Here is a 26,728-nt window from a genome sequence, read left to right on the forward strand (position 1 = left end):
AACCATTCAATACATGACCGAGTAACGAGCTGTTTGTAAATCTATTATTTACACATCAAATTGGGTAAGTTGATCGGATAAATGATCTGCATTGATGTTATAATCGGTCATCCGATGACTTACCGCCTGTTCTTATGAAATTGAAATCGAATATCACACTGTCTGAAGCTGAACGTATTACATTACAACAACTTGCCCTGAATCACAGACACCGAGACATCCGTACGCGAGGAACGGGTTTGCTCATGCTTGCCAGAGGCATCAAACCCCGTCAGATAGCCGCTGAGATAGGATGCAGTCTCAGAGTTATCTATGACTGGGTTCACTTCTGGCACGATTCAGGGATAGCGGGATTATTAGGTGGGCATGTCGGAGGCCGATATCCCGCCATGACCCCTGACATGATTACCACCGCGGTCGAAGCCGCCAGTGCAGAATCTCTGACGTTAGCCCGAATCGCACAGAAAGTCGAGGACAAGCATGGCCCGCTGCCCTGTACGCTGGAGACGCTGGCGAATACCCTGAAAAAACAGGGGTTAACCTATAAACGAGCCCGCCTGTCTTTAAAAAAAATGCAATGAAGCGGAGTTTGCTGAAAAAGCCGCCTTGCTGAATAAAATTAAGGCGGGCGCGCGGTCGGGTCATTACCGGCTGGTCTATCTTGATGAGGCGGGTTTTACCGCCTCTCCGCCGGTGCAATACGGATGGAGTCCGCGGGGTAAGCCCCATGAAACAGAGCCGCAAAATCATGTCAGACGTTCAGTGTTAGGGGCGCTAAATTACACCGATAACACACTGTTTTATCAGATAATGTCAGACAGTGTTACGCGGACTGATGTCATTGATTTTTTAGAACAGGTTGCAAAGCAAGGGGATCATCGCCTGACATTTGTCGTATTAGATAATGCGCGTATCCATCATAGGATAGATGAAAAAATCAAAAGTCGCTGGTTACGAGAACACAACCTGTTTTTATTTTACCTTCCCGCCTACAGCCCAGAGCTGAATCTGATTGAAATCGTCTGGAGACAGACTAAATATCACTGGCGACGTTTTATCACTTGGACTCAGGATACAATGGATCATGAGCTAAATACTTTATTTGAAAGTTATGGTCGCCAATTTGCAGTTAATTTCTCTTGAGGACTTATTTCACTTGATTTCAGCGGATAGTTGATTGGCTTAGCAACATCAAGATCAAAGTCATTAAAAGAAATACAGCTTAATGCCGGATAAATATAAGTTTTAATGTTATATTTTTCTAATTTGATATTTTTGTTTAGATAGGTTTAATTTTGAATATTTTTGATAATGTTACATATTGGCAACCAAAATAATAATATCTATTTTAATCTATAATAGTCTGAACTTAAAAGAAGCACCATTATTGTTCAACGCATGAACCATTATTGTGCAAGTCGTTGCTTGCTAACACACTTGTTCAAACTAATCGTTTGAATATTAGCACATATATTATTTGGCATGCGTATTGCTGTGTAAATCCAATCATACCAATTGGAGTTTCACAGTATGGCACCCATAACAGGTTATACCTTAAAAGATTGGCAAGACCGGATACGACAAAATGCAGCCTCCATTTCTGTATTATTGCAACAGCATCTGGATTCTTTTTTACCTGATGATAATGCCTGGATCTATCTTGCGACTCCGGCACAATTACAAATTCAGATTGACCAACTTCTACCTGCTTATCAGCGCAATCCTGACGCCTTCCCTTTGTTTGGCATTCCATTTGCTGTTAAGGACAACATTGATGTTGCTGATTGGCCGACCACTGCCGCTTGCCCGGCCTTTGAATATATCGCTGACGATGACGCTACTGCGGTTGCCAAATTAAAAGCAGCAGGCGCGATTGTCGTGGGAAAAACGAATCTGGATCAATTTGCTACCGGTTTAGTTGGAACCCGTTCGCCCTTTGGCGCAGTAAAAAATAGTTTCAATGCAAGTTATATCAGCGGAGGTTCCAGCTCTGGCTCTGCATCTGTCGTTGCCAGAGGGTTGGTGCCGTTTGCACTTGGAACAGATACCGCAGGCTCTGGGCGGGTGCCTGCGAGTTTCAATAATGTTGTTGGCTTAAAACCGACCAAAGGCTGGCTTTCTGGGAAAGGTGTTGTACCTGCCTGTCGGCTCAACGATACCTTGTCTGTTTTTGCTCTGACCGTGGAAGATGCTTTCAATATCACCTGTCTTGCTGGTGGATTTGACGAAAATGATGCTTATTCCCGTATCAACCCGGCTTCTGCCCCTGCAACATTACCGGATAATCCTCTTTTTGCCATCCCTGAAAACCCCACATTTTGTAATGACACCATTGCCGAAGCTGCATGGCTGGATGCCTTGAACGAGCTGCAAGCCATCGGTGTCACACTGCACCCCATTGATTTCTCAGCATTCAAACAACTGGCTGAACAACTCTATCAGGGAGCATGGGTTGCTGAACGCACGGCTGTAGTTGGTGAAATGCTAAATTCCCCGGAAAAAATGGAACCAGTGGTACACCAAATTATAGCCAGTGGTGGAAATTACAGTGCTGTCGAGGCATTTAAGGCGGAATATCTGCGGGCAGAATTAGCACAGGAGATCCAACAGACGTTGACTAAGTTTGATGCTCTTGTTGTTCCGACCACGCCTACGATCAGAACCATTGAAGAAATTAAGCAGGAACCGATTCGCTATAACTCAGAATTTGGCACTTATACCAATTTTACCAATCTGGCCGATCTCTCCGCACTCGCTTTACCTGCACCTTTCCGGTCTGATGGGCTGCCAGCAGGTATTACCTTACTTGCGCCTGCCTGGCATGATCGTGCACTTGCATCCTTCGGGCTCCGTTGGCAACAGCACCTTACATTGCCTCCAGGGGCATTAGCTCTTGGTGCATTGCCTCTTGAAACAACAGGAAAAACATGTGCTGGAGCTGGAGCAGAATTATTGCCGTCGGAACAACATATTCGTGTAGCGGTGGTTGGTGCCCATCTTCGGGGCATGTCACTGAATTACCAACTCATTGATCGTAAGGCCGTATTTGTTGAAACCTCTCAGACAGCCGGTTGTTATCGGCTTTATGCGCTCGCCAATACCCATCCCGCCAAACCCGGATTAGTGCGTAGTGTTGAAGGTGCTGCGATAAGTATTGAGCTTTGGGATATTCCACTGGCCTATTTTGGTGCATTTGTTGCCGAAGTTCCTCCTCCACTTGGCATTGGTTCGTTGGAGTTAGCGGATGGACGATGGGTAAAAGGTTTTATCTGTGAGCCGATAGCACTGAATGGCGCAACTGATATCACTGAATTTGGTGGCTGGCGTAATTGGATTGTCAGTCAGGAGGCAACAGATGTTTAAGACCGTATTGATTGCTAACCGTGGTGAAATTGCCTGCCGTGCGATCCGCACTTTGAAACGCCTCAGTATTGTTAGTGTGGCTGTGTATTCAGATGCAGATAAGAATTCACAACATGTCAAAGCAGCAGATATTGCATTGCCGTTACATGGGGAAAAAGCCGGTGAGAGTTACATGTGCATCGATAAAATTATTAATGCGGCGCAACAGAGTGGTGCAGAAGCTATCTGGCCGGGGTATGGGTTTCTGTCTGAAAGTGTGTTGTTTGCAGAAGCATGTGAAAAAGCCGGTATCGTCTTTGTTGGCCCGACATCGCAGCAACTTGCCGAATTTGGTCTGAAACACCGGGCTCGTGAATTGGCCGCAGAAGCGGGTGTACCGATGACACCGGGAACGGGATTGCTTAACTCACTGGATGAGGCCCTAAGTGTGGTTGAGGCTATCGGATATCCCGTCATGCTGAAAAGTACTGCGGGTGGTGGTGGCATTGGCCTGAGTTGCTGTCATGATGTCAATGAACTGCGTCAGGCATGGGAGAGTGTACGTCATCTTGGGGAGCAGTTTTTCAGTGATGCTGGCGTATTTCTGGAACGATGTATCAGGCAGGCTCGTCATATTGAAGTACAGATATTTGGTGATGGTAAAGGCAATGTCGTAGCACTGGGAGAGCGTGATTGTTCTTTGCAACGTCGTAATCAAAAAGTTGTGGAAGAAGCACCTGCACCTAACCTGTCAGAACAGACCCGCACTGCATTACTGGCTTCCGCAGTACAATTGGGCAAGTTAGTGAATTATCGCAGTGCAGGTACGGTGGAGTATATTTACGATGTTGAACAAGGTGAATTCTATTTCCTTGAAGTCAATACCCGTCTGCAAGTTGAACACCCTGTAACTGAGTGTGTCACCGGACTCGATTTAGTGGAATGTATGTTACGGGTTGCTGCTGATCTGCCAATCGATTGGCAGTATTTAAATCGCGCACCAGTCGGTACTGCCATTGAAGTTCGCCTGTATGCAGAAAATCCGCTGAAGAATTTTCAGCCCAGTCCGGGCGTACTGACAGAAGTTAAATTTCCTGTTGATGTGCATATTGAAGGAGTACGTATTGAAGGGGTACGTATTGATAGTGGTGTGAGTACGGGCAGTGAAGTTTCTGCATTTTACGATCCGATGATTGCCAAAATAATCGTTTATGGAGAAAACCGCGATAAGGCCCTGAACAAACTGCGAAAGGCATTAGATTGCTGCCAGTTGCACGGTATTACCACCAATCTGGCATATCTGCGCCAGATTACAACCAGCGAACCATTTCAAAAAGGGCAGGTCTGGACTCGGCTGCTCGATAATTTTGTGCCACACGCTGATGCTATTGAGGTTCTGCAACCGGGAACCTGGAGCAGTATTCAGGATTATCCCGGTCGATTGGGCTATTGGGATATAGGTGTACCACCATCTGGCCCGATGGATGACTTTGCTTTTCGGCTGGCTAACCGTATAGTCGGCAATCATGAATCTGCCGCCGGGTTGGAGTTCACGTTAGAGGGGCCAACGTTGCAATTTCATTGTGACGCGTTAATTGCACTGACCGGGGCGGATTGTCCGACTCTGTTAGACGGGAAAGCCGTGCCTTATTGGCAGCCACTGTATGTCAAAACCGGACAAATTCTGGCGCTTGGCCGAACACAATCTGGCTGCCGGACATACCTTGCTGTCAGAAATGGTTTTGATGTGCCTTGTTATCTCGCAAGCCGCTCCACCTTTGTGCTTGGGCAATTTGGCGGACATGCTGGCCGTATTTTAAAAATTGCCGATATGCTTCCTATCTCACAACCGTCATTACCTGCTTGTACAACACCAGCCCCTGTCAGTGCTCCACAGGCACTTGATCCCGCGTTGATCCCTGCCTATGGCGAAACGTGGCACATCAGGGTACTTCATGGGCCGCACGGTGCACCTGATTTTTTTGCACAGGACTACATTGATGAGTTTTTCTCCAGTGAATGGCAGGTACATTACAACTCGAATCGTTTAGGTGTGCGCTTGATTGGCCCGAAGCCTGTCTGGGCTCGTCCCGATGGTGGAGAAGCGGGGTTACATCCTTCGAATATTCATGATTGCGAATATGCCATCGGTTCCATCAATTTTACCGGAGACTTCCCCGTCATCCTCACCCGTGACGGGCCTAGTCTTGGCGGTTTTGTTTGTCCGGTAACCATAGCTAAAGCTGAACTGTGGAAAGTCGGGCAGGTAAAACCGGGAGATCGTATCCGATTCTATTCCATTACTATTGAAGAAGCTGTCGCTTTGGAAAAACAGCAAAATCGTGTCATTACTACTCTGAAATCAGTCTCGTTACCCAATCAAACCGCAGTATCAGGCACACCGCTATCAGTATCTGAAGAGGAAAGGTGTGGTGCTGTACTGACAGCAATAGCAGCCACTGATTCAACGCCAGCCGTTGTTTATCGTCAGGCGGGTGACAGCTATATTTTGATTGAATATGGTGAAAATGTTCTGGATCTGGCATTACGTCTGCGAATCCACTTACTGATAGATAAACTACATGATTTAGCAGAAGCGGGGATCAAAGAAATTGCTCCCGGAGTACGCTCCCTGCAAATCCGTTATGACAATCGGCAAATTGATCAGCAGAGACTTGTGGCTTTATTACTGTCTTTAGAGGAGCAACTTGGTGATGTCAGTACGATGAAAGTACCATCACGCATTATACATTTGCCGATGGCATTTGAAGATAGCGCAACACTTGGTGCTGTAAGTCGTTATCAGGATACTGTGCGTACCCGTGCGCCTTGGTTACCTAATAATGTTGATTTTATTCAGCGCATTAATGGATTGCCGGATCGAGAAGCAGTACGCCATATTATATTCAATGCCAGTTACCTGATCCTTGGTCTGGGAGATGTATACCTGGGGGCACCGTGTGCGGTTCCGATCGATCCCAGACATCGTTTGTTAAGTTCGAAATACAATCCGGCACGAACCTTTACCGCAGAAGGAACCGTGGGTATTGGGGGTATGTACATGTGTATATATGGCATGGATTCCCCAGGCGGTTATCAGCTAGTGGGACGAACTTTGCCTATTTGGAACAAGTTTCTGAAAAACGAGCAGTTTGCTAAAGATAAACCGTGGTTGCTGCGTTTTTTCGACCAAATACGTTTCTATCCTGTCAGTGAGCAAGAGTTGGAACAGTTGCGCGAAGATTTTCGAGAAGGACGTACTGCTATTCGTGTTGAAGAAACTCAGTTTGACTTTGCCGAACACCTGCGATTTTTGCAAGAAAATGCCGAAGATATTGCCTGTTTCAAACGACGGCAGACAGTGGCTTTTGAAAAGGAGATAAGACATTGGCAACAGGAGGAAGAAAGCGCGGTTTTAAACATTGAGGAACAATCTCAACGGCCTGATATCAATGAAAGTGGAGTACAAGTCAGTGCGGATATGAGTGGGAATATCTGGAAGATATTAGTCAAACCCGGTGATGAAGTGACAAAAAGGCAGCCGTTGATCATTGTAGAAGCTATGAAGATGGAACTGGTTATTTATGCACCACAACCTGGGCGAATCAAGCGTATCAGTTGCCAGCCGGGTAACACCGTAAGCCCCGGTGATGCGTTGCTGTGGCTGGAATTGGAAAGCATCTAATGTATCAGTGATATCACATATCCCTATTAAATAAGAACACACACGTTTAGGGTAAAATACGCAACAACTTGAAATTACTGAAAATAAATTCTTTGGAAATAAATAAGATGCGCGTATTAAAGATTATTTGCCCTGAATGTGGTGCTAAGGCTGCCATCAGTAAAACCAATCGAAAGCACCCTGAAATTGCCGATCTTTACTGTATGTGTTCTGACATTGAATGTGGTTATCGATTTGTCATGAATCTGACTTTTTCACATACCTTAAGCCCCAGTGCTAAAACTGGCGATAAGTTATTGCAGACTGTGATCAACAACCTTAATCCACAACAACGCCAAGCAGCATTAGATTTGTTGAAAGTCAACTCTGCTGCTTGATATAAAGCCATATTTTATCGAACTCATACCCCTGGGGTGAATTCAGTCACCCCTATCACTTCCGTCAAATAGCCGCAATTTCTTCATATTTACCTCTCTTACCTCTCATCTCTATTATTTTGTTTGGTTGTTTAATCACCAATAGCTACTTTGTCGGATAATGACGTTATGGAGAATCAGGTCATCAAGGAAGCACCTTAAATTGCAGATGATTTCGCTTTGAATCGGCTATTGAGTTATATCCGAATTTATCAGAACTAAACCCTTCGCAGCATTTTAATAGATCCGCAATAATACATTTGATTCAAACGGAAGGGGTTATGTGTGAGAACGCATCGGCGAAGGATTGCCACCCGCTTATGAGCTAAGGCGGCTTTTTACCCATAGTTTTTTTACCCGTAAAAATGAAAGGATTGAAACTGAAAGCGAGATGGATGAAATGAATAAGTTACAGCAATTAACAGCATTTTTACGGGAAAACCTACCAGAACTCACGTGTAAAACGGAATTTACCAGTGAAATGGGAGAAATCCGCTTTATTCCGGCTCAACGGGATTTAGGGTTGGGACAATACCAGATGTTTATCCAAAAGTATAAAGCAGTGATTAAGTGGGGGAGTTTTCCATACAGAGAATGCGATCCCCGATATATTTCACTGTTAATCAACGCCTGGCTGACGGAGCAAAATGATGAATTGAGGGATCGTAATCAGGGACAGGAATGCCCAACGATGACTGTCAAAGTGAATGAAGAAACGGCCGTTGTTGTCGTGTCATTATCACTGTCAGAACCTGTGATTATGCGTGAGGATAAAAACGGTATTGTCCCCTTTGATGGCAAGCGTTGGCTGCTGGCAACCCTTGAAATCTGGTTTGCTGAAAACGGTGTTATTCATATTGTGGACGAATCAGGAATACCTGTTGGACAAATCTGACGACGATTAATGGGCAGATTTAAGGAATGCAAAACACATCTGCAACCTTGAACAAATAAAACATAAATAAAGGAATAAATTATGTGGCCACATGTGCAGGTTAACCAAGTTAACCAACTGCAAGGCGAAACCAAGGAAATAGAGCGCGTATTGCTCTTTGTTGGGACGGGAAAAGCCAATACAGGCAAAACGATCTCTGTAAATACTCAGACGGATTTTGATTCTGTATTGGGAACAACAAATACCACTCTGAAACGTAACATACTGGCGGCGATGGTAAACGCAGGACAAAACTGGTCTGGGTATGTCCATGTTTTGCCGGAATCGGCAGATGAACTGGCCTTTGTTGAAGTGGTAACAGCAGCACAACGTGTTGCCAGTGTAGAAGGATATGTGCTGACAGTTGGTGCAACTAAAGCCATTATCAAGGCTGCACAGACTTTGCGGGCAAATACCATTGCTAAGTTTGGGCGTTGGCAATGGGCTATTTTGGCTGTTGAAGGCACACAGCCGAAAGAAACCTGGTCGGATTATGTTACTCGTCTGGCTGATCTGCAAAAAGGAGAAGCAGTTTCATCGATCCAATTAGTGCCGTCTCTATGGGGCAATGAAGCCGGTGTACTGGCTGGCCGTCTGTGCAATCGTGCTGTAACTGTGGCTGACAGCCCGGCACGAGTTCAGACAGGGCCATTGATGGATCTGGGATCAGCAGATTTTCCGCTTGATGGTGCAGGGAAGCCGATTGATTTAGCAACTCTACAAGCATTGGAAAAATTACGTTTCAGTGTGCCAATGTGGTATCCCGATTACGATGGTATGTATTGGTCAGATGGTCGCACATTGGATGTGGAAGGCGGAGATTACCAGAGTATCGAAAATTTGCGTGTTGTGGATAAGGTTGCGCGCCGTATTCGTTTGCAGGCCATCGCTAAAATTGCTGATCGCAGTCTAAACAGTACACCGGGCAGCATCGCAACGCATCAGGCATATTTCGCCCGTACTTTACGTGAAATGTCCCGCAGTACGGAAATTAATGGTGTGACATTTCCGGGTGAAGTGAAATCACCTCAGGATGGTGACATTGTTATCACATGGCGCAATAAAAACACGGTAGAAATTTATATCACTATTCGCACTTACGAATGCCCGAAAGGGATCACGGCGAGTTTGTTGCTGGATTTGGGAGGGAATTAAATGAGCCAGCGTATTTCCGGCCAGTCGGTCGATTTTAATATGGATGGGGATCTGGTTCATGCGGAAAAGGTCAGTTTGTCCGTTACTGACAATACAGCCGCTGCCCAAACACAGGGTATACCGGATGGTTATATCTCCGGTGATGTAACAGCAGAAGGTGAAATTGAACTCAGTACTAAGTATTTGGATATCGTGACAGCTAAAGCGCGTGCTGCGGGTTCATGGCGGGGTATTCAGCCTGTTGATCTGATGTGGTATGCCAAAGCAGGAAATGAGGAAATGAAAGTTGAAGCTTACGGTTGCAAACTGATCGTGAGTGATATTCTGGATGTTGACCCTAAAGGTGGTAGCGTGATGACACATAAAATTAAATTTGTTGTCACTTCACCTGATTTTGTGCGTATTAATGGTATCCCCTATCTTGAAGCAGAATTAACCCGTAATCTGATCGGGTAAACACAGATATTTATGGAAGAGGATGAGAAAACCTTTATTACATTCGTGTAATTAAGGAGCTCATTGCATCAGGGACGATGTTTATCAAAATAATCGAATAAATTATCAATGGATAAAAGAAAGGAATTAAATCATGACTAAAGAAAATAAAATTATTACTTTAATGGTTGGCGGAAATGAAATTAAATTTGAACCTAATATTGTCGCTTACAATAATATGATTAATGACATGACAATGGACAATAAAATTGTGCCGATTGTGACTTATTTGCGACGTATTGTTCAGTCTGCTTCTAAACCTGCTCTTGATGAACTGTTACAAATTCCGGGGGCAGCAATGCAGTTGGTTGAAAAAATTAATTCCGAATATGCACCAAAACTGGAAATTGAAATAAAAAACTAAATGCACGGGTTAGGGCTATCGACAATAGCTTATTTGAGCAAGCCTTAACTTTGCGTCGTCATTATTTACCAAATGAAAATGATGATACGGAAAATTTAGCCCGTGCAATTTGGTTAGATAATCGATATTGGGAATATACGCGTATTGCAACTGCAAATGGAATTGCATTGGCATTAAAAGGTGAGCCATGAGTCAGCTCGATTTTATATTAAATCTAATCAATAGGGTTACAGAACCACTTGATCGTATAAAAAATGCAGTCTCTGGCGTTGCAGAGGAATCACAAAAGGCATTTGGCAAAATTTCGTCGGGTGGGAAAACAATCGCTGACTCATTCTGGTCAACGCATAGCTTCCTTGAGCCAGCCATTCAAATGGATGATGCCTTGCAATCAGCCTCATTACAGGGAATTGATAGCAGCATTATGGCAAAAATCGCCAAAGATTCTGTCACTTTTAGCTCACAATATGGCAAATCAGCCATTGAGTTTGTGAAATCAGCGACGGAAATTAATAAGGCAGTACAAGGACTGGAGCAAACGGAATTGCCTCAGATGACCAAAATTGCCAATACCACCGCTGTTGCTTTGAAAACCAGCTCAACAGATGCGGCAAATTATATGGGGAAAATGTTTGATCTGTTCTCCGATCATGCCGAGTCCGTAGGACATCTTCAGTTTGCTGAGGAGCTGTCAGGCAAAGCTGTTTTTATGGCGCAGACATTCGGCACCAGTATGCCCGAAATGACACAGATGCTGGAAAATACCCGTAAAGCAGGAACAGATTTTGGTGTTGGGATAGATGAACAGTTGGCTGTATTGGGGCAGTTACAGAGTACGTTGGGAGGAGATGCCAGCCGCGCTTATGAGACATTTTTATCCGTCGCAACGGGTGGTGCGAAAAGTCTGGGACTGAGTTTTGTTAATGCTTCCGGCCAGATGCTTTCCATGCCGGAAATGCTGCAACAACTTCAGGCCAAATATGGCACAAGCATCGAAGGTAATCTGAAAGCTCAGGCTGAGATTGAAGCGGCATTTGGTGACTCTGCTGTAGTAGTCAAAGCGCTTTTCAACGATGTTGATGTGTTAAACAAGAACATGGCTGCATTAGGTGCAAATGATGGGATGGAACGTACCCGCGAAATGGCAGCACAGATGGCTGATCCGTGGGAACGGCTACAGGCAATCTGGCAAAACCTGCATATTCTGATTGGTTCAGCATTACTGCCTGTTATAAAACCCCTGGTTAATCGGCTCGCCGATACCAGTCAGGTATTGGTGCGCTGGATGAAATTGTTCCCCAATATCGCTCGTTGGGTTGGGTATATCACGCTTGCGATTATGAACTTTGCCGTTGTGGGGGCTGTCGCCAATATAGTGATGGGAGTGTCCCGGTTTATTTGGTTGGGGCTTAAAGGGATCTGGGCAGCCTGTACGCTGGTGATGAAACTGTGGACGGCAGCAGTATGGCTGTGTAACGGGGCGATTATCGTCTGGAATGCCACCTTGCGCATATTGCGCGGGGTTTTAGTGGCGATCAGGATTGCCGCTTTCTTGGCGGGGTTGTCATTCAACTTTATGTCATGGCCCATATTACTGATTATCGCTGCGATTGCCTTGCTGGCTGTTGGTATTTACCTATTAATTAAGCATTGGGATGCCATTAAAGCCGCCATCATGAACACTACCGCCTTTAAGGTTGTGGCGGCCTATGTGAAATGGGTCGGGAGAATTTTTGGCGCGGTCTGGGACTGGATTGCTGAGGGCTGGAATAACCTGTGTAACTGGTTCAGCAGCTTTTCACTGGCCGATACTTTTTCCAATATGGTGGATAGTGTCAGCAATTTGTTCAGCGGATTATGGGACTGGCTGAAAGCGTCATTCGCGGGGATCTATAACTGCATTGTCGGTAAGTTAAACAAGTTGCCGGGTGTCAATATTGACATGATGGAAGTGCAAAAAACGGTCATTGAACCCGCGACCAAAGTCAGTGCCCCCAATGTCGGGATGGCGGAGAACACCCAGAAACTAGCCGCCCCGCCGAATGGGATGTTACAGGGCCAGCCGCAAGCGCTCGTTCAGCCTGTCAACGGGATTAAGCCGCTTGAAACCGGGAATGTTTTAACAGGCGGGAAAACGCAAGGGATTGGAAGGCAGGGGCTGATGAAGTCAGTGACATCAAATTCACAGACTATTAATGATAACAGCCGCCGCATTGAAAGTGTGACATTCAATGTTTCCAATAGCATGACGCCGGATCAATTTACGGAATGGGAACAAGTGGCCTATGGATGAGCCTAAATATATTGATTTGTTAATTAGTGAGCGTGATTTCACGCTTAATTCAGGGAATGAACCGCATTTCTGTAATAACCGTGTTTCTATTGGACAGGATTGTGTTCACGCGATTATTGAAAGTGGTCTGGCAACAAATTTAATTGCTGAACGCAGTCCGACATTACGGGCGGATATTCAGACTCAAATAGTGATTCTAATCGAAAATGATGAGCGGATTATTCCGGGCACCGTCAGCATCAATGAAGAATCACCGACTAAATTATGGATCACGGCAGAAACCTACGATTTTGGCCGTATTAATGTGAGTGTGGGAAATGGACACTAAACCAACGATGGATTACGAAAAGGTACTGCGTGACAGCGGGATGCCAACCACGGAGACCGATATCAGCAAGGCGTTTGCCAACGTGGTGGATGAAGCGGGGCTGGTTACCAACACCTCGCGCATGTCCCCGTTCTGGCGGCTGATTAACACCATTGTCACGCGCCCGGTGTTGTGGCTCAAAGAGGCGTTAATCAATGTCACGCTGAAAAACATGTACTTAGCCACGGCATCGGGTTCATGGCTGGATATGTTTGCCTGGGGCGTCAACCTGAAACGCAAGCCTGCTTCTGCCGCACAGGGCGTGATCCGTTTTTATAAAACGGCGGGCGCTTCGGCGGTAACAGTGCAAGCAGGAACGGTGATCCAGACTGAGCGTATTAACGGTGAAATTTACCGGGTCAGCACCACCGAAAGCGTGGTGATTGCTGAGGGTATCAGCAGTGCATTGCTGCCTGTAACCGCAGAAGTGGCAGGTGGTGCCTTTAACCTTGCACCCGGTTATTTTCGTATCCTGCCTGTAGCCGTGTCCGGCATTGCACGGGTACAAAATGAAGAAGGCTGGCTGTTAACCCCCGGTGCGGATGCGGAATCCGATGATGATTTACGTGACCGCTGCCGCAACCAATATAACCTCGTCGGCAATTATCATACCGATGCGGTTTACCGGGGCATGATTGCGGCAGTGGCGGGCTTAAGCATTGATCGCATCTTCTTTCTGCATGATGCGCCTCGTGGGGCAGGTACGGCCAATGCCTATCTGTTGTTAGATTCTGGCGTAACCAGTCAGCCATTTATTGAAGCGGTCAACGATTACATCACCAATCAGGGCCATCACGGGCATGGCGATGATATGCAGTGCCTGCCGATGCCGGAAACGCAGCATGATTTATCGGTCACGCTGTTTGTGGTCAGTCTGGCGAACTACAGTCAGGAACAGATAACTACCCTGAAACGGGATGTGGAAAACCTGATCCGCTGTGCATTCCGGGAAAACAGCCAGTATGCGGTGAAAAAAACATGGCCCTACTCGCGCTTTTCCTTTTCCAACTTAGGGCGCGAAATCCACCGTGAATTCAGCGAGATTGAATCCCTGACCTTTTCACTGGGGGATATTCTCAGTGAGCTGAGTGTGCCGAGGCTGAAAACGCTTTCAGTGGAGGTGAAGAATGTCTGAGTTTAAGGAACGTCTTAAGCGACTGGCCCTGCCCGCATGGATGGATAAGGGCGAACCCGCCAAACTGCTCAATGCAGCACGGGTATTCTGGACGCAGGTTTACGACTGGCTGACATGGCCGCTGGCGCAACTGGATGCGGAAACCTGTTCCGAAGCACTGTTATCGGTGCTGGCCTATCAGCGGGATATCCAGCGTTTTAACGGTGAACCGTTGCCCCTGTTTCGCAAGCGGGTGAAGTACGCGTTTATCAACGCGAAAGATGCAGGCAGTATCGCGGGGTTTATTGCCATTTTTGAGCGGCTGGGTGTGGGCTATGTGGAACTGCTGGAACGCCAGCCGGACATTGACTGGGATGTGATTATCCTGCGTCTCAGTGATAGCCAGATAGCGGCTAACCCCGATTTGCTGATGAATATCATCCGCCAGTATGGCCGCACCTGCCGCCGTTACCGTTTTGAAGTGATAGCCAAAAACCAACTGTTAATGCGAGTGGGTAGCGTGGGTGCTGAATATTGCACTTATGCCGCTGCCATCCCGACACCGCCATTATTATTGAAAGTAGGGCATATCGCAGGCGTTGCCGTCTGTGACAGTGCCAGCCTCAAGGAAAGTTCAGCACCGAATATCACCTACGGTGCGTCATTATAAGGAAATAGTATGTCTTCAGTGATAACGACAGACTTTGAAAAATGGAAGACTCAGCAAGTGGCCGCAGGCAATCCTGTGGTGCTGGATGAATTTGTTTTCGCGTATGTACCGGATTTAGATCCCGCTCAACCCATCAGCCGTGATGAGAAATTGCCTGCGCAAAGCCAAATCGTACACCGTCAGGCAGTCAATAAAACCGGACTGGCCAGTGAGAACGCGGTGGCTTACAGCGTCACGCTGGGTACGGAAGTGGGCAATTTTGATTTTAACTGGATTGGGCTGATTAATAAGGCTTCTGGTGTGATTGGTATGATCACCCATGCGCCAACCCAGAAGAAAATCAAAACCGCCAACGGATTACAGGGCAATGTGTTAACCCGTTCTTTCTTGCTAGAGTTTGATGGCGCGGCGAAAGAGACGGCTATCACCACCACGGCGGAAACGTGGCAGATTGATTTTACTGCTCGTTTGACGGGCATTGACGAAATGCAGCGTCTGATTAATACCGACAGTTACGGTGAGGCGGCGTTTTTCGATGATGGCTTTGCCGTGGTACGTCAGGGCGAACAGTACGTTGTGAAAAAAGGACTGGCCTATGTTGGCGGGTTACGTGGGGTACTGGCGTTTGACCAGACGTTAAACAGCCTGCGCAATACCCGTGTGTATGCGGATTTTAGCTATCAGGGTAATCTGGTGAGTCAGTGGCAGACTGTAGTGAAAATTACCGTAGCGAATGAACTGAAAAACTATGTGGATGCGGCAGGTTATCGGCACTATGTTTTTGCCGTTGCCCATATTGATGGTGATGGGAATGTCATTGATTTGCGCCGTCAAGGGACGTTAAGCGACCGTGATATTGCCGCCCTACAAAAAGCATTGGGCAAGGTTCAGCAGGACTATGCCACGAATCCGGCTTTGAATGAGGTGAGAGAACTAACCAACAGCGCAAACCAAAACGCTACCAATGCCAACACCAACGCCAACCGCCGCCTCGACAAAGCGCAGAACGGGGCGGATATCCCGGATAAGGGGGCGTTTGTGCGAAACCTCGGTTTAGAGAAAACCGTCGAGCAGGCTAGTAATGCCGTGCCTAATAGCCGGAAAATCAACGATAAACCGTTGATAGGCGATATCATGCTGAATGCGGATGATGTGCAGGCATTTCCACAAATTCAACATTTGCCCCGCTTCCCAGACAGAACTTACGTTGGCCCATTTTCATGTGGTCAGGAATACGATTGGGCAATCGGGATCTGTGTTGGGCGGCCGCATGGCGATATCGGGCAAATCTGGATTGATAGTAGCGCAGTTTTGCATACTCAATTTTTGAACACCAATGGTCGTCGTAGTGAGCAAACCATTATTGGTGTGCCTGTGGGTTCCCCGATTCCGTGGCCACACCCCGTTCCCCCCGCGGGATACATTGAGTGCCGTGGGCAGTCATTCCCGATGAATCAATATCCTCTCTTGGCGGAGGCCTATCCGTCCGGTGTATTACCGGACTTAAGAGGTGAGTTTATTCGCGGTCTGGATGCGGGGCGTAATATTGATTCTGGACGTAAGGTGTTGTCGTGGCAGGCTGATGAACTGAAATCACACAATCACCAAATGCGTAACCGCCCCAGCGCCCATACTTCAGGAAATACAGGACTCAGTGGCTTCTGGCTGACCGATAATGATTTTAACATGGGAACCAGTTATACAGGTGGAAAAGAAACCCGCCCGCGCAACATCGCCTTTTTATATATTGTGAGAGCCGCATAATGAAATATACAACAGAAATTACAACACCAGAATTTGATGAAAATGGCTACGCAACCACGATGGGTTGGGTAACGGTTTACCGTGCAGATACTGAAACTGGTGAATACCTGTGCGCGGATATGGAACGCACGCATCCGGGCTTTAGTTTGTCTGCGGGGGCGTATTTGGATGCGCCTGAATTACCCAAATCTGCCAATATTGCGGTCTGTCGCAGCCCGGACGACAAGGTCTGGATACACGTTCCTGATTATCGTGGAAAAACCGCGTATCATATCGAAACCAGAGACCCCAGAATCCTGCAACAGTTTGGGGAACTGCCCCCTGAATTAACGTTGTTAAAACCCCAAACAGAGTTTGATAAATGGGACGGCAAAAAGTGGGTCACAGATACCACCGCACAGCATCAGCACGCCGTCCAACAAGCTGAAAGCCAGCGGCAATCCTTACTGCATGAAGCGGAGGAAATAATAAGACAGCTTGAGCGCCGAAAACGGCTGGAAATGGCGACAGAACAAGAAATCGCGTTATTGAATGAGTGGGAAATCTACAGCGTAAAATTAACCGATATCGATATTTCCATTGCCCTCGATATCCATTGGCCGGAGCAACCCGAATAATGCACTGGCAGCGCAAAACTCTGCAACTGTCCCCGACTTTATCGGGGCTATCTGTCGCTATCGTACCCGTGCATCCGTTTCTCTACGGCATCGGGCAGCAGACCGACAGCGGCAGTTACCTAAGCCCGGTGAACGCCATTGACACACTGGCGACGAAACTCACAGGCGTCGGTAACATTCACAGTCTGGTGCTGATGGTGTGCGCCAAAACCCATGCTGAATTTATGCAGCAGCTTGCACAGTTTGCGGCGGTACTGCCGCTGCCTGTGCTGGCACAGGTCAAACGCATGGCAAAAACGGCGGAAAGTCTGGCAACAACAAAAATGCAATTGCCGGGCAAGCTGGGCGGTGGTTTACCGCTGCCACAGCCCTTATCAACCGCAACCAGCCGTCTGGCGGTGAATGCGCAACTGATTGCCAAAGCCAAAGCACAGGCCAGCGCAGGCAGCAGTATCGCGGGGTTAAAATCCCAGTTAACTGCGTTTACCTCCGCCCGACAATCCGCTTTACAGCAAGTCACTGATGCCATGAGCGGGCTGGCGGGAAAATCGGCCACTGTCTGGGCGTTCTCTGGGAAAGGGAACGGCACACACGTGGCAGAAAAATTACGTAAGAATATCCCCGAACCGGATGCCGTTTACACACTGGCGATCCTGTTTGCCGGGGACGATATCAGCCCATTAGAAAGGATGCTACATGAGCCAAATTATCACCCTCGCCCTTGATGGCGAAGCTATTCCGTTAAAAAGCCTGACCGTCACGCCGTCAGTGATGTTTCAGGATCAAGACCAGAGCGGGCAGTCTTCCAGTACCTCCGTGGCCGAACAAGGCATCAAGCCGAAAGAGCTGCGTATCACGGGCATTATTCCCTTTACTGAACAGAAAACGCTGTCGCGCCTGTTTGCACTGGCAGAAGCCAAAGACAGCGGCAACCTGAAACGCTACCGGGTGGCCAACCTGACCGCACAGGCCATTAACTTTCGCATCGGCACATTCACTAGCAGCATTGATGCCAGCAAGGTAGACGGCAAACAAGCGTGGCAGGTTTCTTTCACACTCCGGGAACACCTGTCTGTGGCAGAGAAACGCGATTCCCGCGCAGCCAGCAATATTCAAACGAAGAAACAAACAAGACACGGAGGAAGTGTCGTCAAGGAAGAACCAGAAGAATTAAGCTGGTTTGAACGTCATGTATTAAAACCAATTAATGATTGGATAGGGCCAGCCAAATAATGACACCGATAAGCCGACTTCATCTCTCCGGCGATGAAATTCATTTGGTTGACGCCAACATCATGCTGGAGTTGTCATCTTGTGGCCGGGGTTTTATTACGGCTGAAACAACGACTGACTACACTGGAAAACTTGTCCGTCTGGATGTGGGTTACCCGGATCTAGTTTTGCGTTGGTTTACGGGTTATGTGGAACGTTCGCAACCCGCCCAGAACGGCTACCAGCGTCTGTTTGTGCGTGAGTTAGTTGGTGTGTTTGATCGTCTATGGCCGTGCTCTTTTCAGCATCCGACCTTACGACAGATTGTGGGCTGGTTGCAGGAGCATAGCGGGCTAACTTTCACCCTACCGGATGCAACTTATACAGGTAAACCTATTCCACACTACACTCACAACGGCACGGGCTACCAGCTACTGGCGAATCTGGGGCAAGTTTTTGCCATTGACGATTATATCTGGCACCAGTTACCAGATGGTTCGGTGTATCTGGGTAGTTGGGCGCATTCAATGTTTGCTGAAAAGCCTGTTGAAATCCCGAATGAATTCAGCCAGAGTCAGTCGGCAGGCAATGCCATGACCATTCCCATGATCCAATCCTTGCGACCGGGTTTTGTGGTCAACCAGCAGCGGCTGACGAAGGTCAACCTGATGAATGAAAACATGAGCATCACGTGGCAACCGAAAGGCCAGACGGAGAACAAAACCCCCGTTCAGCGCCAGATTGATGCCGCTTACCCGGAATTATCCGCCGGACTGCATTTGCCCAAACTGGCCCGCATTGAAGCGCATACCGAAAACACCGTCAGCGGCGATATTTCTGACCCGTTCCGCCCGCGCTATGCGGTCGATGTGCAATTGCTGGATGATAACGGCAAAGACGCCGCCGTCCCGGTTTACCGTGCCGTACCCCTGCCTTTGCCCATGGCGGGCAGTGAATCGGGCCTGTTCCAGTATCCGCCTGTTGGCACCGTGGTGGAAATCGCGTTCGAAGGTGGACGACCGGATAAGCCATTTATCCGCCAGACCTTAAGTCAGGGCAACACCCTGCCGGATATCAAACCCGGTGAACAGTTGCAGAAGCAGCGGGCGGAAGTCTCGCAGCGTGTGACACAGGAAGGGAGCTGGATACGTCAGACTGACCAGACCATCAATGAATCGTCTATGCACCGTGAAATCAAGGCTGACACAGAAACCCGCACCGTGGTCGCCCGTGATACCACGATTCAGGCTACGGATAAAACCCTGGTGTTAGGTACATCAACCCTACTGGCAGGGGCTGTTCAGCAGGTGGCGGATGGTGATTACAGTCTGGCCGCATCCGGCAATTACCTCGCCAGTGTGGGGAAAAATGCCAATGTAGAAGTGGGGCAAAAGCTGATTGAGAAAATCGGCCTGCTGAAACAGAGCATTGCCGGAGTTAAACAGGAAATTGTTGCCCCTGTAGTCTGGGTGGGCAGCCAGCAACTTAACGTCATGACATTGATGTTAGAGACGCTGGATGTGGTCAGGGAACTGGCCGAACTGACCGCCGCCCATACCCATCACAACACAAGCACCCCGGAGAACGCCAGCGCCATCAGAGGCACAGTCCATAAATCCGATGGGCTAAAACAGAAGTATTCGCCTGTGATTGGTTAGACAAATCGACCTCGCTTCGGCGGGGTTTATTTTTGTCCGCATTCTTTTTGTAAACAAAAATGTTGATTTGGCAGGCATCAATGTTTACATTGTGTTTGACAGGAAACACAGTATCTATCTTGAGCACGATTTTTATGGCGTTATCTGATGATACGAATCATTCCATTCTTCATTTTTTCTAATCATCGCATTTAAGATGGTCAGCAGTTTGCGCATACAAGCCACAAACGCCACTTTTTTAGCCTTACCTGCCGCCAACAGGCGGTTGTAAAACGTCTTGATCACCGGGTTAAAACGGGTTGCCACGAGTGTAGCCATAGACAACGCTGTCCGAACTCCAGCGTGCCCACCAAAGAGGGAGCGTCGACCCCGCATGGTTACCGAATCACGGTTAGCCGGAGCAACACCCACAAGAGCGCTGATTTCCCGACGCGAGAGCTTGCCAAGTTCAGGGACCTCTGCCAGCAGGGTTGCTGCTGTCATTGCACCAACGCCCTTGATGGCGCTGAGCCTGTCAGCCAGTTCCTTAAAATAAGTCTGGATGTGTTTATTCATATTCTCATCGATCCGCACCAGCTCAGCTTCCATCAACACCAGGGACACGGTGCCCGGCTTCAGTACGGACACAATGGCATAAAGCCGTTAATATCATTACTGACTGTGAACGGTTCTACACTCCTGTTGACTGCGATATCCAGTGAGGCTTTGGAAACATCAATGCCCACACAAAGTGAATTTGGCTGACTCATGATTACCCATCTTTGCAAATACGTTATGGATGACGGACAACTGTTCGGGTTTCAGATGAGTGGCTCAGTGTATGCGCCCATTGCTCATTAACGGGCTTTAAACCCCAGGGCTATGCAGGCTGCATACACCGCGCCAAATCTAATCGTATTTATTTTAACCTAATATTTAAGATACAAAGGCAGAGAGTGCGGATTTTCATCAGGGCTCGCTGAAGCTGATGTTACGACCCCTTAATCAGACTTATAATCTATAAATTTGCTTATAACTCCAAGTGAAGTATTTAGAGATCCCAAAGACAACAAATAAAGAATTTTAATTAACCAACACATCAAAACACACAAAATAAGAAAAGTATCAAAAAAATATACTACGAATTGTTATTCAACCTAATTTATTAAAAATAATAATCAATATTTAAAAAACAACAAAAAATATAAATACATTAATATTAGTAACTTAATTGGCAATTTTCACTTGTATACTCTATAAATTATCTATACTTAGTTCAGCTAATAAACATTAAAGGTATAAATCATGGTAACAAAAAAAGCGCTTCTAATGACGTTGGCTACGTCCTGCCTTATATATGGTTCATTAGCCAATGCAAATTCACATACTATAGGAATAGGATATGCGAAAAGTAAGATAGCCAAAGTAACAAAACTTCAGGGAGCTAATGTTTACTATCGCTATGAGTGGGATTCTCCAATCAGTATTGTTGGAACATTCACCTATATGAGAGGAGATGATTCATTACCAAGTTTCCTGGATTACAACTCACGAGCCGTGATGTCGGATTCGAAGGGGCACTCTCAAACACACTTATTTACGAAATACTCTGGGCCAGTAACGGAAAAACCTGATGCAAAATATTTTTCTCTGATGCTGGGACCGGCCTATCGTATAAACGATTATGTGAGCATATACGGTTTACTGGGGATTTCACATACCTCATTTAATGCAAAGCGATGGACAGATAGTTATTTTCTAAATCGCCCTTATCTAGTCAGCGTTAGAAATAATGGCAACTATCCGGGAATATCTGCCAAGGATGTTGCTCAGGTGGGAAAACATGTGTCTATTCGGGTTCCTCAAAAGACAAATAATATTGCCTATAGTGCCGGTATTGAAGTTAATCCCGTTAAAAACATCAGTCTTTATTTCAATTATGAAGGCTCCATAACAAAATATCAGAAAATGACAACTGACCCCTTTGCATATGAAGCCTTTGCTAACGGCAGAAATGGACCATATGACACAAAGTCAGCCAAGACTAGGTTAATACACGGATTTAACATTGGCATAGGATATAAGTTCTAATTAGAAAAATATGAATTACTATGTGAATAAAATAAACAACAGTTTTTTCATATTTTATAAATCACCTATAATTAGATCAGTTAACAATATGAAAGGTCTCTCATCATGGTAACGAAAAAAGCGCTTCTGACAACTTTAGCTTTATTCAGCTTTATGTATGGTTCATTAGCTAATGCTGATACACATACCATAGCTGCTGGGTATGCAAGAGGCAAGATAACCAAACCTGCTGATAGGATTAATCTCAATGGATTTAACATTCATTATCGTTATGAATGGGACTCCCCAGTCAGCATAATTGGTCAGTTCACTTATATGCAGGGTCGTGGTGGCAGGAGTTTTTCGTTTTATAATCCGAAGAGTGTACCTAAATATCTTGAGGCAAAAAATTCATATAGAGCAAAATATTTTTCCCTAATGGCAGGCCCAGCTTACCGCATAAATGATTATCTGAGCATTTATGGTCTGCTTGGTATTTCTCATGTAACATATCATATAAATGCTCCCTTCGGAGTGAGTGATAATATTAATAATATAAATCCTACTACTGGACTCGGGGGGACGTGGCTAGGCAATACTCCGGCAGGTTGGGCTGAACATATTGATAACAAGCATAATACTAAATTTTCTCTGCGCACTAATAATATTGCCTATGGTGCTGGTATTGAAATTAATCCCGTCCAAAATATTACTCTTTACCTCGCTTATGAAGGTACACTGTCAAAATTTACTGACACAGTTCCATATGGTGAGGGCACAAACAATTATATTAATGGATTTAATGTTGGTATAGGATATAGATTTTAAATAAAAAATAGCAATGTTTTAAATTGATTAATTTGAACAGAAGAAAGGTATTACTCGAATATTACATGTCATTGAATATTGACTAGTACCTTCCTTCTTTCATTCGATGAACACTCTGCTTTACTTTTTCATGTAAATTACTTTTACAACGGAGGAAGCTCAGACAATGGCCAGCGAGCTTTAACAGTCACACATAAAGCGCCTTTGGTAACGCTTTTCAAGCGGATCATCCCTGTTAATGCAATCATTGCTCCATTATCAGTACAAAATTCAGGGCGTGCATAAAACACTTCACCACACAATTTTTCCATCATATTTTGCATACTAATACGTAATGCCCGGTTTGCACTAACCCCTCCCGCCATAACTAATCGTTTAAAACCAGTCTGCTCTAGTGCCCGTTTGCATTTTATTGTCAGCGTATCAACAACAGCATTTTCAAATGCATGAGCAATGTCTGCTTTAGTCTGTTCATCTTGTTTAGCATCATCACCACGAATGTGCTTATGAATCGTATTGGCTGCGAAAGTTTTCAAACCGGAGAAACTAAAATCCAGTCCCGGACGATCCGTCATTGGGCGGGGGAAAACAAAACGACCTGACTTACCTTTCTGTGCCATGCGGGAGAGAGCCGGGCCTCCAGGATAATCCAGTCCCAATAATTTTGCCGTCTTATCGAAAGCTTCACCTGCGGCATCATCAATGGATTCACCCAATAATTTATATTCACCAATACCCGTCACACTGATGAGCTGAGTATGCCCACCAGAAACCAGTAATGCGACAAAAGGAAATTCAGGCCTGTTTTCTTCTAACATAGGTGCCAATAAATGACCTTCCATATGATGAACAGGAATGGCGGGAACATCCCACGCGAAAGCCAATGAACGGCCAATAGTTGCTCCAACCATCAATGCCCCTACCAAGCCCGGACCTGCGGTATAAGCAACAGCGTCAATATCTTCACTCGTTAAGCCCGCCTCCTTCAAGGCCGCCTGAATCAGCGGAACCGTTTTACGGATGTGATCACGGGATGCAAGCTCAGGCACAACTCCTCCATAATCAGCATGTAGTTTTACCTGACTGTACAATTGATTGGCTAGCAGACCGGATTTGTCATCATAAATTGCGATTCCGGTTTCATCGCAGGACGTTTCTATACCTAAGACTCGCATTATATTTGCACTCACCACTATAATTAAAGCAAGCGCCAGTGTATCACTATCTACTTACAACCACTATTTACATCAACTCAGCTACAATCGTCCCTATTTACATGCTGACTCTTTCTTCTGTTTAGTCTATAATCAGACTCCTACTTGAATATCCTGTGTGGTTAATGTTAATAACGCCAGCATTAGATTGTTCGTTTTACGTCCCAAAAAACAAACTATAATCTGTGGCGTTGTATGTTTCAATTTTCCTCGGCACTTTACAAAGCCGTGTTCATTGAAGTAAAATTCCGCACCATTTTTAAAGACGGCTGGCACTATCACGCCAGCGACAAACCCGATTTCTATTGAGGTGAGAGGCACATGCCAGTAATTAAAGTACGTGAAAACGAGCCATTTGACGTAGCTCTGCGTCGCTTCAAGCGTTCTTGCGAAAAAGCAGGCGTATTAGCAGAAGTTCGTCGTCGTGAATTCTATGAAAAACCAACGACTGAACGTAAACGTGCTAAAGCATCTGCAGTTAAGCGCCATGCTAAAAAGCTGGCTCGTGAAAACGCACGCCGCACTCGTTTGTACTAATCTTTGCGGTCTATCCGCATAGTGGTTATATTGACAAACTACTGCAGTTAAAGGCCGTGCTTTCCCAGAGAAAGCGCGGCTTATTCTCGTTCATCAACAGGCGTAAAAGGGCTTATGGCTGGACGAATTCCACGCGCATTTATCAATGACTTATTAGCTAGAACCGATATCATTGATCTTATCGATGTCAGAGTGCCTCTTAAAAAGAAAGGTAAAAACCATCAGGCGTGTTGTCCTTTTCATAACGAAAAAACCCCTTCATTTACTGTTAATGGCGATAAACAGTTCTATCATTGCTTCGGTTGTGGGGCGCATGGTAATGCCATTGATTTTTTGATGAATTATGACAGGCTAGACTTTGTCGAATCCATTGAAGAGTTGGCTGCTATGCACGGGCTGGAAGTCCCTTATGAAGCAAGTTCTGGCGGCAGCCATATTGAGCGCCACCAACGACAAAATCTTTACCAGTTGATGGGTAAACTAAACAGTTTCTATCAACATTCACTGACAATACCAAACGGACAGTCAGCCCGGCAATATCTGGCCAGGCGCGGGCTCAGTGAAGAAATCATTCAGCGTTTTGCAATCGGCTTCGCTCCGGCGGGGTGGGATAATGCCCTGAAACGGTTTGCCCATAACGCCGAAGACCGCAAGCAATTAAACGACGCCGGAATGCTGGTCACCAATGACAACGGTCGTACTTATGACCGTTTTCGTGAACGTATTATGTTCCCTATCCGTGATCGCCGGGGCCGTGTTATTGCATTTGGTGGCAGAGTACTGGGAGATGCACTTCCTAAGTACCTCAATTCACCGGAAACAGAGATTTTCCATAAAGGCCGTCAATTATATGGCCTTTATGAAGCACAGCAAAACCACAATTCCCTTTCAAGGTTATTAGTGGTTGAAGGTTATATGGATGTTGTTGCGTTGGCTCAGTTTGGCATTGATTATGCCGTAGCTTCGCTAGGAACATCCACAACTGCCGAGCACGTTCAGTTACTTTTCCGGACAACTGATAACGTCATCTGTTGTTACGATGGAGACCGTGCAGGTCGTGATGCTGCATGGAGAACACTGGAAACAGCACTACCCTATCTGAATGATGGTCGGCAATTACGTTTTATGTTCTTGCCTGATGGTGAAGATCCGGATTCACTGATCCGTAAAGAAGAGCGTGAATCTTTCGAACAGAGAATGGAAAATGCACAAACTTTATCTGAGTTTCTGTTTGATTCACTGCTACCACAGGTTGATTTGAGTACCCCGGAAGGCGCAACCAAGCTTAACTCACTTGCTATGCCATTGATTAGTCAGGTTCCGGGAGAAGCGTTGCGGCTCTACCTGCTTAAAGAACTTGGGAAACTACTGGGCATACCTGATACGACACAATTGGAACGATCTCTGGCAAAACTTGTCAAAAAAGATACCAATACATATCAGGCGCTAAAACTGAAACCAACAACAATGCGCATACTTATCGCATTGCTGGTGCAAAATCCGCATTTAGCGACATTGGTTCCTTCATTACAGGGAATGTTTTCTGCTCAGATAGCGGGATTACCGTTATTTATAGAGCTCGTCGACACATGCCTTGCCCAACCAGGCTTAACTACCGGGCAGCTTTTGGAGCAATACCGCGACAATAAGTACGCAAAACAGCTTGAAAAACTCGCCGCATGGAACGATATACAGATAGAAGAAATTGCTGAAAAAACGTTTAGTGATGCGTTGAATCATCTTTTTGCATCAGCTTTGGATGAGCGTTTCAATTTTTTGATTGCTAAAGAAAGAACAGAAGGACTGACCCCGGAAGAACGTGAGGAAGTCCGGTTAATCACAGAATCCGGAGCCAAAAGATAAATGTTATTTCAATTAGAGCTGTGTTACCTGACGGATCTGATCCAATCTATCTATATGTGTAACATGGTCTGATAAAATTAATTTCCTGAAACTGAGTGGCTGAAAACAGCCAGATAAAAAAAGACTCTGAATTAAAATTTCGGATCATAGA

25 protein-coding genes and 1 pseudogene are annotated in these 26,728 nt (G+C 46.1%); 23 read left to right on the forward strand and 3 right to left on the reverse strand.

Going from position 1 to position 26,728, the window contains the following annotated elements; translation table 11 throughout:
* Positions 1–134 precede the first annotated feature (134 nt).
* The 19 genes from ABLA85_RS07335 (at position 135) to ABLA85_RS07425 (ending at position 20,086) form a co-directional block, all read left to right on the forward strand.
* On the forward strand, positions 135–581 hold the full coding sequence (locus ABLA85_RS07335; protein ID WP_047964173.1) for a helix-turn-helix domain-containing protein: 447 nt from the start codon (positions 135–137) through the stop codon (positions 579–581).
* Between the two features lie 25 nt (positions 582–606).
* The gene (locus ABLA85_RS07340) at positions 607–1,143 is read left to right on the forward strand and encodes an IS630 family transposase (RefSeq protein ID WP_367962694.1); all 537 of its coding nucleotides are present in this window, start codon (positions 607–609) and stop codon (positions 1,141–1,143) included.
* A 387-nt stretch (positions 1,144–1,530) separates the two neighbouring features.
* Positions 1,531–3,363: an allophanate hydrolase gene (gene atzF / locus ABLA85_RS07345; protein ID WP_367962695.1), complete on the forward strand. Its 1,833-nt coding sequence runs from the start codon at positions 1,531–1,533 to the stop codon at positions 3,361–3,363.
* Complete coding sequence (gene uca / locus ABLA85_RS07350; protein WP_367962697.1) at positions 3,356–7,027, forward strand: urea carboxylase; 3,672 nt, start codon at positions 3,356–3,358, stop codon at positions 7,025–7,027. Before atzF ends, uca begins: the two co-directional genes overlap by 8 nt.
* 107 nt (positions 7,028–7,134) lie before the next feature.
* Entirely contained in the window at positions 7,135–7,404 is a 270-nt protein-coding gene (locus ABLA85_RS07355) for an ogr/Delta-like zinc finger family protein (RefSeq protein ID WP_367962699.1), read from the forward strand.
* A 439-nt stretch (positions 7,405–7,843) separates the two neighbouring features.
* Complete coding sequence (locus ABLA85_RS07360) at positions 7,844–8,338, forward strand: phage tail protein (RefSeq protein WP_367962702.1); 495 nt, start codon at positions 7,844–7,846, stop codon at positions 8,336–8,338.
* A 78-nt stretch (positions 8,339–8,416) separates the two neighbouring features.
* Complete coding sequence (locus ABLA85_RS07365; protein ID WP_367962774.1) at positions 8,417–9,532, forward strand: DUF2586 domain-containing protein; 1,116 nt, start codon at positions 8,417–8,419, stop codon at positions 9,530–9,532.
* Positions 9,533–9,988 carry a DUF2597 family protein gene (locus ABLA85_RS07370; protein WP_047679895.1) on the forward strand — a complete coding sequence of 152 codons (456 nt, stop codon included), beginning with the start codon at positions 9,533–9,535 and terminating at the stop codon, positions 9,986–9,988.
* Between the two features lie 133 nt (positions 9,989–10,121).
* Positions 10,122–10,391, forward strand: a complete 270-nt coding sequence (locus ABLA85_RS07375) for a putative phage tail assembly chaperone (RefSeq protein ID WP_367962705.1) — start codon at positions 10,122–10,124, stop codon at positions 10,389–10,391.
* A gap of 50 nt (positions 10,392–10,441) precedes the next feature.
* Positions 10,442–10,582 (forward strand): hypothetical protein, encoded by a 141-nt coding sequence (locus tag ABLA85_RS07380; RefSeq protein WP_169923060.1) that lies wholly within the window; start codon positions 10,442–10,444, stop codon positions 10,580–10,582.
* Complete coding sequence (locus ABLA85_RS07385; RefSeq protein ID WP_367962708.1) at positions 10,579–12,684, forward strand: phage tail tape measure protein; 2,106 nt, start codon at positions 10,579–10,581, stop codon at positions 12,682–12,684. The genes ABLA85_RS07380 and ABLA85_RS07385 overlap by 4 nt, the downstream gene beginning before the upstream one ends.
* Complete coding sequence (locus tag ABLA85_RS07390) at positions 12,677–13,012, forward strand: DUF2590 family protein (RefSeq protein WP_367962711.1); 336 nt, start codon at positions 12,677–12,679, stop codon at positions 13,010–13,012. The genes ABLA85_RS07385 and ABLA85_RS07390 overlap by 8 nt, the downstream gene beginning before the upstream one ends.
* Positions 13,002–14,186: a baseplate J/gp47 family protein gene (locus ABLA85_RS07395; RefSeq protein WP_367962714.1), complete on the forward strand. Its 1,185-nt coding sequence runs from the start codon at positions 13,002–13,004 to the stop codon at positions 14,184–14,186. Before ABLA85_RS07390 ends, ABLA85_RS07395 begins: the two co-directional genes overlap by 11 nt.
* Positions 14,179–14,835, forward strand: coding sequence for a phage tail protein (locus ABLA85_RS07400; protein ID WP_367962717.1), 657 nt, complete (start codon positions 14,179–14,181; stop codon positions 14,833–14,835). Before ABLA85_RS07395 ends, ABLA85_RS07400 begins: the two co-directional genes overlap by 8 nt.
* A 9-nt stretch (positions 14,836–14,844) precedes the next feature.
* The gene (locus tag ABLA85_RS07405) at positions 14,845–16,599 is read left to right on the forward strand and encodes a phage tail protein (protein ID WP_367962720.1); all 1,755 of its coding nucleotides are present in this window, start codon (positions 14,845–14,847) and stop codon (positions 16,597–16,599) included.
* Positions 16,599–17,216 carry a tail fiber assembly protein gene (locus ABLA85_RS07410; protein WP_367962723.1) on the forward strand — a complete coding sequence of 206 codons (618 nt, stop codon included), beginning with the start codon at positions 16,599–16,601 and terminating at the stop codon, positions 17,214–17,216. The genes ABLA85_RS07405 and ABLA85_RS07410 overlap by 1 nt, the downstream gene beginning before the upstream one ends.
* Positions 17,216–17,941 carry a hypothetical protein gene (locus ABLA85_RS07415; RefSeq protein WP_367962726.1) on the forward strand — a complete coding sequence of 242 codons (726 nt, stop codon included), beginning with the start codon at positions 17,216–17,218 and terminating at the stop codon, positions 17,939–17,941. The genes ABLA85_RS07410 and ABLA85_RS07415 overlap by 1 nt, the downstream gene beginning before the upstream one ends.
* Positions 17,913–18,449 carry a hypothetical protein gene (locus tag ABLA85_RS07420; protein ID WP_367962729.1) on the forward strand — a complete coding sequence of 179 codons (537 nt, stop codon included), beginning with the start codon at positions 17,913–17,915 and terminating at the stop codon, positions 18,447–18,449. The genes ABLA85_RS07415 and ABLA85_RS07420 overlap by 29 nt, the downstream gene beginning before the upstream one ends.
* Positions 18,449–20,086 carry a hypothetical protein gene (locus tag ABLA85_RS07425; RefSeq protein WP_367962732.1) on the forward strand — a complete coding sequence of 546 codons (1,638 nt, stop codon included), beginning with the start codon at positions 18,449–18,451 and terminating at the stop codon, positions 20,084–20,086. The genes ABLA85_RS07420 and ABLA85_RS07425 overlap by 1 nt, the downstream gene beginning before the upstream one ends.
* Before the next feature lie 132 nt (positions 20,087–20,218).
* On the opposite strand, the pseudogene ABLA85_RS07430 reads toward ABLA85_RS07425, so the two are convergent.
* Both ABLA85_RS07430 and ABLA85_RS07435 read right to left on the reverse strand, forming a co-directional pair.
* Positions 20,219–20,668 (reverse strand): annotated as a pseudogene (locus ABLA85_RS07430) (transposase); the annotation flags it as partial.
* Between the two features lie 32 nt (positions 20,669–20,700).
* Positions 20,701–20,835, reverse strand: coding sequence for a hypothetical protein (locus ABLA85_RS07435; protein ID WP_367962735.1), 135 nt, complete (start codon positions 20,833–20,835; stop codon positions 20,701–20,703).
* 535 nt (positions 20,836–21,370) lie between these two features.
* Between ABLA85_RS07435 and ABLA85_RS07440 the strand changes: the two genes are divergently transcribed.
* Together ABLA85_RS07440 and ABLA85_RS07445 are read left to right on the forward strand one after the other, a co-directional pair.
* Positions 21,371–22,156, forward strand: coding sequence for an Ail/Lom family outer membrane beta-barrel protein (locus ABLA85_RS07440; RefSeq protein WP_367962737.1), 786 nt, complete (start codon positions 21,371–21,373; stop codon positions 22,154–22,156).
* Between the two features lie 105 nt (positions 22,157–22,261).
* Positions 22,262–22,963: an Ail/Lom family outer membrane beta-barrel protein gene (locus tag ABLA85_RS07445; protein WP_367962740.1), complete on the forward strand. Its 702-nt coding sequence runs from the start codon at positions 22,262–22,264 to the stop codon at positions 22,961–22,963.
* Between the two features lie 143 nt (positions 22,964–23,106).
* Here ABLA85_RS07445 and tsaD read toward each other — a convergent pair whose 3' ends face one another.
* A complete protein-coding gene (gene tsaD / locus ABLA85_RS07450) occupies positions 23,107–24,138 on the reverse strand; it encodes a tRNA (adenosine(37)-N6)-threonylcarbamoyltransferase complex transferase subunit TsaD (RefSeq protein WP_367962743.1) in 1,032 nt (343 codons plus the stop codon).
* A 360-nt stretch (positions 24,139–24,498) separates the two neighbouring features.
* Here tsaD and rpsU point away from each other — a divergent pair, with 360 nt between their 5' ends.
* Both rpsU and dnaG read left to right on the forward strand, forming a co-directional pair.
* A complete protein-coding gene (gene rpsU / locus ABLA85_RS07455) occupies positions 24,499–24,714 on the forward strand; it encodes a 30S ribosomal protein S21 (RefSeq protein WP_001144069.1) in 216 nt (71 codons plus the stop codon).
* Between the two features lie 114 nt (positions 24,715–24,828).
* Positions 24,829–26,577 (forward strand): DNA primase, encoded by a 1,749-nt coding sequence (dnaG, locus tag ABLA85_RS07460; RefSeq protein WP_367962745.1) that lies wholly within the window; start codon positions 24,829–24,831, stop codon positions 26,575–26,577.
* The last annotated feature ends 151 nt before the right edge of the window (positions 26,578–26,728 follow it).

This window comes from Xenorhabdus sp. SGI246 (assembly GCF_040838225.1).
Classification (GTDB): domain Bacteria; phylum Pseudomonadota; class Gammaproteobacteria; order Enterobacterales; family Enterobacteriaceae; genus Xenorhabdus; species Xenorhabdus indica.

Bases quoted from the DNA above. Each gene is read 5' to 3' on its own strand.
- ABLA85_RS07440 (WP_367962737.1), top strand. From the start codon at position 21,371: ATGGTAACAAAAAAAGCGCTTCTAATGACGTTGGCTACGTCCTGCCTT.
- tsaD (WP_367962743.1), bottom strand. From the start codon at position 24,138: ATGCGAGTCTTAGGTATAGAAACGTCCTGCGATGAAACCGGAATCGCA.
- ABLA85_RS07445 (WP_367962740.1), top strand. From the start codon at position 22,262: ATGGTAACGAAAAAAGCGCTTCTGACAACTTTAGCTTTATTCAGCTTT.
- ABLA85_RS07390 (WP_367962711.1), top strand. From the start codon at position 12,677: ATGGATGAGCCTAAATATATTGATTTGTTAATTAGTGAGCGTGATTTC.
- ABLA85_RS07370 (WP_047679895.1), top strand. From the start codon at position 9,533: ATGAGCCAGCGTATTTCCGGCCAGTCGGTCGATTTTAATATGGATGGG.
- ABLA85_RS07420 (WP_367962729.1), top strand. From the start codon at position 17,913: ATGAGCCAAATTATCACCCTCGCCCTTGATGGCGAAGCTATTCCGTTA.
- ABLA85_RS07410 (WP_367962723.1), top strand. From the start codon at position 16,599: ATGAAATATACAACAGAAATTACAACACCAGAATTTGATGAAAATGGC.
- rpsU (WP_001144069.1), top strand. From the start codon at position 24,499: ATGCCAGTAATTAAAGTACGTGAAAACGAGCCATTTGACGTAGCTCTG.
- ABLA85_RS07395 (WP_367962714.1), top strand. From the start codon at position 13,002: ATGGACACTAAACCAACGATGGATTACGAAAAGGTACTGCGTGACAGC.
- ABLA85_RS07405 (WP_367962720.1), top strand. From the start codon at position 14,845: ATGTCTTCAGTGATAACGACAGACTTTGAAAAATGGAAGACTCAGCAA.
- ABLA85_RS07415 (WP_367962726.1), top strand. From the start codon at position 17,216: ATGCACTGGCAGCGCAAAACTCTGCAACTGTCCCCGACTTTATCGGGG.
- ABLA85_RS07375 (WP_367962705.1), top strand. From the start codon at position 10,122: ATGACTAAAGAAAATAAAATTATTACTTTAATGGTTGGCGGAAATGAA.
- ABLA85_RS07335 (WP_047964173.1), top strand. From the start codon at position 135: ATGAAATTGAAATCGAATATCACACTGTCTGAAGCTGAACGTATTACA.
- atzF (WP_367962695.1), top strand. From the start codon at position 1,531: ATGGCACCCATAACAGGTTATACCTTAAAAGATTGGCAAGACCGGATA.
- ABLA85_RS07385 (WP_367962708.1), top strand. From the start codon at position 10,579: ATGAGTCAGCTCGATTTTATATTAAATCTAATCAATAGGGTTACAGAA.
- ABLA85_RS07425 (WP_367962732.1), top strand. From the start codon at position 18,449: ATGACACCGATAAGCCGACTTCATCTCTCCGGCGATGAAATTCATTTG.
- dnaG (WP_367962745.1), top strand. From the start codon at position 24,829: ATGGCTGGACGAATTCCACGCGCATTTATCAATGACTTATTAGCTAGA.
- ABLA85_RS07355 (WP_367962699.1), top strand. From the start codon at position 7,135: ATGCGCGTATTAAAGATTATTTGCCCTGAATGTGGTGCTAAGGCTGCC.
- ABLA85_RS07435 (WP_367962735.1), bottom strand. From the start codon at position 20,835: ATGAGTCAGCCAAATTCACTTTGTGTGGGCATTGATGTTTCCAAAGCC.
- ABLA85_RS07400 (WP_367962717.1), top strand. From the start codon at position 14,179: ATGTCTGAGTTTAAGGAACGTCTTAAGCGACTGGCCCTGCCCGCATGG.
- uca (WP_367962697.1), top strand. From the start codon at position 3,356: ATGTTTAAGACCGTATTGATTGCTAACCGTGGTGAAATTGCCTGCCGT.
- ABLA85_RS07360 (WP_367962702.1), top strand. From the start codon at position 7,844: ATGAATAAGTTACAGCAATTAACAGCATTTTTACGGGAAAACCTACCA.